Raw genomic sequence first — 5,307 nt, 5'->3', positions numbered from 1 at the left:
AGGTTTTTCCTCTCACTTTCCCCTAATAATCCTCCTAAATATTGTCTGAAGCCGTTTTTTTGCGCTTCGTTTTTGAAGCAATTGTCAAACCGCCGACACCATCGGTCAAAGCATGGGGGCATCGCGGCTGGGGTTGTCTCTTTCATCGCTGCTCTTTCAACGTAAAGTGCTTATTCTTTAACGATTATACTCGATTTGATCTTTATTTAGCGTTTAAGTCCCAATAAGTAAAGGGCATGGTCGCCTCGAAAAACGCCGTGTCAGCATCTGCACCAAACTTGATGGCATTAAACCTTGGCCGGGCTTACAAACCCTGATTCGGGTTGAATCTGAACGGCAATTCAAAAAAGGGGGAAAACTCCGTATCGAGACGGAAACGCGCTATTACATCGCTTCGTTTCAAGAATCAGCAAAATCTTTGGCTCATCGCATTCGGGGCTATTGGGGAGTCGAAAATAAGGTTCATTATGTTCGAGACGTGACGCAAGGGGAGGATCATTCTCGCCTCCGAATGTACCAATTGCCTCACATTTTCGCGGTTGCCCGTAATTTTGCCTTGAATTCCTACCGTTCTTTAGGCTTTCCTAATATGGCTCAAGCTGAACGGATGTGTAAGCATGGGCTAGACATACTCAAGCGCATTTTTAGAATGAAATAGCCCTGAGACTTTCGGCAAAGAAGGCGCATCTGGTTGACGCTTCAACCGTTCGGACCTCGGCGTGAGCTTTTGTCGAACGCAAAAGCTCAGGGCCCAAGCCCAACCGAAGTTCTTTGGGTTAAATCTGTTCGAGCTGCCAGTCATCACCGTCCGGCCTCAGCGATGAGGATGTCAATCTGGATAATCTCGATCAAAACTAAACCCAAGGCAGAATAGAGCGAGGAACCAGTGAGCAAAAAAGAAGATTTAACCAGGGAAATGCGTTAGGAATGTGTTAGGTTAAAGATAATTGCAGCTTTGATGAATCGAGGGTTGATCCGTGAATAACAACTTTTTCCGCAGCTATTCTGTCAATGATTCTGGTTTGGGTTGTTTCTTATCTTTGATTTTAGTCGGATTGTTGTTAGGCTCGATCGGACTGGGTTGGTTAGTCAATGGTTTTTTAATTCTCGTGGCATTCCTAATAATTTCCCCTGTCATTGCTTGGGTGATTTTTCGCTGGTGGTTGCGACGCAATTTAGTTGAAGATAGCTGTCCCGTCTGTAGCTACGAATTTACAGGTTTTAATCGCACAGAATGCCAATGTCCTAACTGTGGTGAACCATTAAAAGTGGCAGGGGGTAAGTTTATTATTCTCACCCCTCCCGGTACGATCGATGTACAGGCGATCGAAGTACCTACCCGACAGTTGGAAGATTAGGGTCAAACCATCACCATCTAGGCACGCGCACCAAGCTGAAAGCGGGGGTTCTGAATTTTAACAATAACAGCAGTCCCAGCAGGTGAATTGACCAATGAACGAGAACTAAGCCCCAAATAATTGCAAAAATCAAACTACTAACGGCAAGAGCTTTAAAAATATCATTATCGGTTTTTTGATACCAGAGAAGACTAAGGAAGGAAAGCAGTAGGAGTAGAAGGGGAAAAAGTGGGGAGAACATGGGGATCACCATTGGGTGAGGGGACTGTCTTCACATCCATAGCCTATCATTTTCCCTTTGCCGCTACGGGTAGTAGCGGCTACATTCCCCCCTATTTGTCATAAATCTTTAGAATCAAATTAAAAAGTTGACCGAAAAATTGGGTTTAAAGCCCCGCCCTTTTAGGGCGACTTTATAGGATCTATGATATTAAGAATAGCGGGCAGGGTAAGCAACCGCTTAAAAAACCCAGTCATCAACCGATGAACGCACCTTGAAAACTAGAGTTATGGGGTTCTATAGGGGAATGCTCCTATAGGTAAAAGCTCTCAGCGTCAAGTACCAGAGAAACCAATTATTTTAGAGGTTTTGAACTGTATCGTAGGGGCCTCCGAGAACAGGCTTCTGTAAGGTCGCGAAAGTCTGAGGAGAGAACCACCTCTGGGTGGGATTTCGCCAGGAATCTAATTCAAGTGGACTCGTTGAGCCAGAAATTCTCAGCCGTGATGCGAGAAGAATCCACGTCCGTTTACGGCGTGGGGTATGTCAAAAGCCAATCTTTTAGTATAAAGGTGGCGCGACAATCATCCTCATTGTAACGTAAAATAGCCGCCAATAAAGTCCGATCTCCTGTTTTTAACCACTGGTCATACCACCAAACGCATTGATCCCCGCTTACTCCTCGATCGCGCCATTGAAAGCCAATCCAGTTGGCGAGGGATTTTAAAGAATAACTTTCCACGGGAAAAGTTACCGAATTAACTACATGATAGTGCAGATCAAAACAGCGAGAAACTAACTGATTAATCAAAGAAGAAGGGGTTTTATAAAGATAACCTAATCGTTTAATTGTTTCCACTTCGTACTCAGAAAAGTGAAAAATTGGTGCTTGATAATCCTGCATGACTAAGGTTAAGAATTCCTGCCAAATCCTGACTTCATCTTCTGGCTTTTCTGCCAAAAAGGGATAAAATTGCTGGGTATTAACCCGATAATCAACCCGTAAAACCCCCAAAAGATAATCTAAATTCTGTTCTGGTTCCGCTTCGATATCAAAATAAAATTCAATCTCGGCCCTCGGTAGGGGAGACAAATAAGCAGTTTTGCCGTTGCTTTTGCGAAAGGCCCGATTTTCAATAATTGCTTGGGCCTGTAATTGTAACTGATTAGCCACCTCTAACCCCATCCCCTCCCCCATACGGGTAGGACAGGTAAGCGCCAGGGATTCCATGGTGGAAACCCCCAAAGACTGTAAAAATTGGTAACGACTGGGAGTCACCCCCGGGACTAAAGAAAGATGTTGACTCGCTTGGGCGATACCATAACAGTGACTATACCAATGACATAAACTGCAACGCTGACGCGAGATAAAAACTTCTGGTTCTTGGTGATTAATCACCATTTCGCCGAACTTTTTGATTATTTCCTCTAGTTTAGTTAACCAGAGATTCAATTCCACTCGATAGCGATTATGACGACGTAGGACAATTTCTGCGTAATTGGGAAAAACTCCCTGCATACTGGCTAATAAATAGGCGTAAAAAGTAGCCAGCATCTTATATTCAGGCTTAGGACGGCGACCGAGTTGAATATTGAGGGGATAATAAACCCAATCACCAAATTTTGACTTTCCTGCCTGTTTAATTAATAAATGCGGGGAACCGGTTAAAGAGACGGGATAGCCAGATTGTAAAAGGACTCCGTGATAAATACAGGATACCCCCTGACGCATCAAAGCTTCCGTTTCCCTAGCGGCGGCTAAAATATCGCTGGTGGGGGTAGTCAGGGAACAATAATCGGGATAGGAGTCTTGCAGGACTTTTTTAACGTGACTTTGACTCTCCTGGCGCAATTTAAGCAAAAAATCTCGCTCAGGGTCTTTTTCTTGGCTATTGCCGTAGAGATTTAAAAACCCACGGCGTTGACAACGTTGGTAGTCTAGAAGTAGATCATCGGTCAGTAGCATTCTATACAAGGAGAAAAGTTAAGCTTTCCTGGACCAGTGAAGTAAAGTAAAAAATAATAAACTTAAAAAAAGAAAACATTCCCAAGTATGTTTCCTCTACTCTAATACTATTGTGACAATTACGACTTAATCCGTCGATAGAATTCTCCGAGTCGGTCGTCAGGAAGTCGCTTATGGGGAAATGGGGAATTCAACTAAAACCCTAAAACCCCAAAACCCAACACCTTCTAACTGATAACCGATAACTGATTACTGACCCCTCATCTCCTCGCTTATGGGGAAATGGGGAATTCAACTAAAACCCTAAAACCCCAAAACCCAACACCTTCTAACTGATAACTGATAACTGATAACTCACCCCCCATCTCCTCGCTTATGCAGAATTTAGACGAAAATAGCCTCGATTGCGCCGTTAGTAAACCGGATTTAGCCGAACAAAGACAGGAATTTCGGGGACTTAGCAATAAAGTTTACTTTAATTTCGGTGGTCAGGGAACCTTGCCCAAGGCCGGATTAGAAGCGATTATCGATGCCCATAATTTTCTCCAACAACAGGGTCCCTTTTCAGGACGGGTAAACGATTGGATTACCAAAAAAACGGAACTTCTCAGGCAAGAAATGGCGCAGGAGTTGGGAATCAGCCCGAGCAATCTCTCTATCACCGAGGATGTCACTGTGGGCTGTAATATCGCCCTCTGGGGAGTGGATTGGCAAGCGGGGGAACATATTTTACTAACCGATTGTGAACACCCCGGAATTATCGCCACAGTTCGGGAAATTGCCCGTCGTTATCATCTGGAAATCTCCACTTGTCCTATTCGGGAAACTTTAAACGGTGGCAACCCGATAGAAGTGATTTCCGCTCATTTACGGCCAAAAACTAGGGTTTTGGTGGTTAGTCACGTTCTCTGGAATACCGGACAGGTTTTACCCCTCAAGGAAATCTCGCAGCTTTGCCATGATAATTCTGTCACCGAACAACCCGTTTTAGTGGTGGTGGATGCTGCCCAATCCGTGGGTTGTTTGCCCTTGGATTTAAGCGCTACTGCCGCCGATTGTTATGCTTTTACGGGTCATAAATGGTGGTGTGGACCAGCCGGTGTGGGAGGATTGTATATTCGTCCCGAAATTTTCCCTAGTTTACAGCCCACTTTTATCGGTTGGCGCGGTATTGAAACAGATAAGCAAGGACAGCCTATCGGTTGGAAACCGGATGCCAGACGCTTTGAAGTGGCCACTTCTGCCTATCCTCAATTTGAGGGTTTAAGGGCAACTATTGCGGTACATAACGCCTGGGGTGATGGGGGACAAAGATACGAAAAAATCTGTCAATTAGCGGCTTATCTCTGGGGAGAATTAAAGACGATTAAAGGGGTGAAATGTTTAAAAAATTCTCCGCCAGAATCCGGTTTAGTTTCCTTTCAAATTGACTCGGCCATCACCCCACAAAATTTAGTGCAACAGCTAGAAAAACAAGGGTTTTTACTGCGAACTCTCCTCGACCCCCTCTGTGTGCGTGCCTGTGTTCATTATTTCACTTTGCCCTCAGAAATCGAGCAGTTAGTAGCGGCTATCAAAAAGTTAGTTTAAACCGCGTCGGGGATATTTTTATCCCTCGGCCATTAAGCGTAATACTAAATCCGTTGAGTAATACCATTTTTCTAAATTCCTGACAGACATAGAGCTTCTAAAATCCAAGACCATCCCGTCAAATACCCGCTCGTGTCATTGGATAGAGAATTTAAAAGATGGTAAAGTTTACT

The 5,307-nt window shown here is 44.3% G+C and carries 5 protein-coding genes and 1 pseudogene; 3 read left to right on the top strand and 3 right to left on the bottom strand.

Annotated elements, in window-relative coordinates:
• Positions 1 to 146, bottom strand: a pseudogene (locus H6F92_RS06220) (IS701 family transposase); the annotation flags it as partial.
• Between the two features lie 77 nt (positions 147 to 223).
• Between H6F92_RS06220 and H6F92_RS06215 the strand changes: the two are divergent.
• Both H6F92_RS06215 and H6F92_RS06210 read left to right on the top strand, forming a co-directional pair.
• A complete protein-coding gene (locus tag H6F92_RS06215) occupies positions 224 to 658 on the top strand; it encodes an ISAs1 family transposase (RefSeq protein ID WP_190357166.1) in 435 nt (144 codons plus the stop codon).
• Positions 659 to 977: 319 nt separating this feature from the next.
• Positions 978 to 1,358 carry a hypothetical protein gene (locus H6F92_RS06210; protein ID WP_190357165.1) on the top strand — a complete coding sequence of 127 codons (381 nt, stop codon included), beginning with the start codon at positions 978 to 980 and terminating at the stop codon, positions 1,356 to 1,358.
• Between the two features lie 10 nt (positions 1,359 to 1,368).
• Here the strand turns inward: H6F92_RS06210 and H6F92_RS25765 are convergent, their stop codons facing one another.
• Complete coding sequence (locus tag H6F92_RS25765; protein ID WP_002738501.1) at positions 1,369 to 1,611, bottom strand: hypothetical protein; 243 nt, start codon at positions 1,609 to 1,611, stop codon at positions 1,369 to 1,371.
• Positions 1,612 to 2,107: 496 nt separating this feature from the next.
• Entirely contained in the window at positions 2,108 to 3,544 is a 1,437-nt protein-coding gene (locus H6F92_RS06205; RefSeq protein ID WP_190357164.1) for a TM0106 family RecB-like putative nuclease, read from the bottom strand.
• 375 nt (positions 3,545 to 3,919) lie between these two features.
• On the opposite strand from H6F92_RS06205, the gene H6F92_RS06200 reads away from it, so the two are divergent.
• On the top strand, positions 3,920 to 5,134 hold the full coding sequence (locus H6F92_RS06200) for an aminotransferase class V-fold PLP-dependent enzyme (RefSeq protein WP_190357163.1): 1,215 nt from the start codon (positions 3,920 to 3,922) through the stop codon (positions 5,132 to 5,134).
• The last annotated feature ends 173 nt before the right edge of the window (positions 5,135 to 5,307 follow it).

It is taken from the genome of Microcystis wesenbergii FACHB-1317, assembly GCF_014696875.1.
GTDB lineage: Bacteria > Cyanobacteriota > Cyanobacteriia > Cyanobacteriales > Microcystaceae > Microcystis > Microcystis wesenbergii_A.
This window is presented reverse-complemented; position numbering and strand designations above follow the sequence as displayed.

What these genes read in the sequence shown, in the direction of transcription:
- H6F92_RS25765 (WP_002738501.1), bottom strand. Translation starts at nt 1,611, where the DNA reads ATGGTGATCCCCATGTTCTCCCCACTTTTTCCCCTTCTACTCCTACTG.
- H6F92_RS06205 (WP_190357164.1), bottom strand. Translation starts at nt 3,544, where the DNA reads ATGCTACTGACCGATGATCTACTTCTAGACTACCAACGTTGTCAACGC.
- H6F92_RS06200 (WP_190357163.1), top strand. Translation starts at nt 3,920, where the DNA reads ATGCAGAATTTAGACGAAAATAGCCTCGATTGCGCCGTTAGTAAACCG.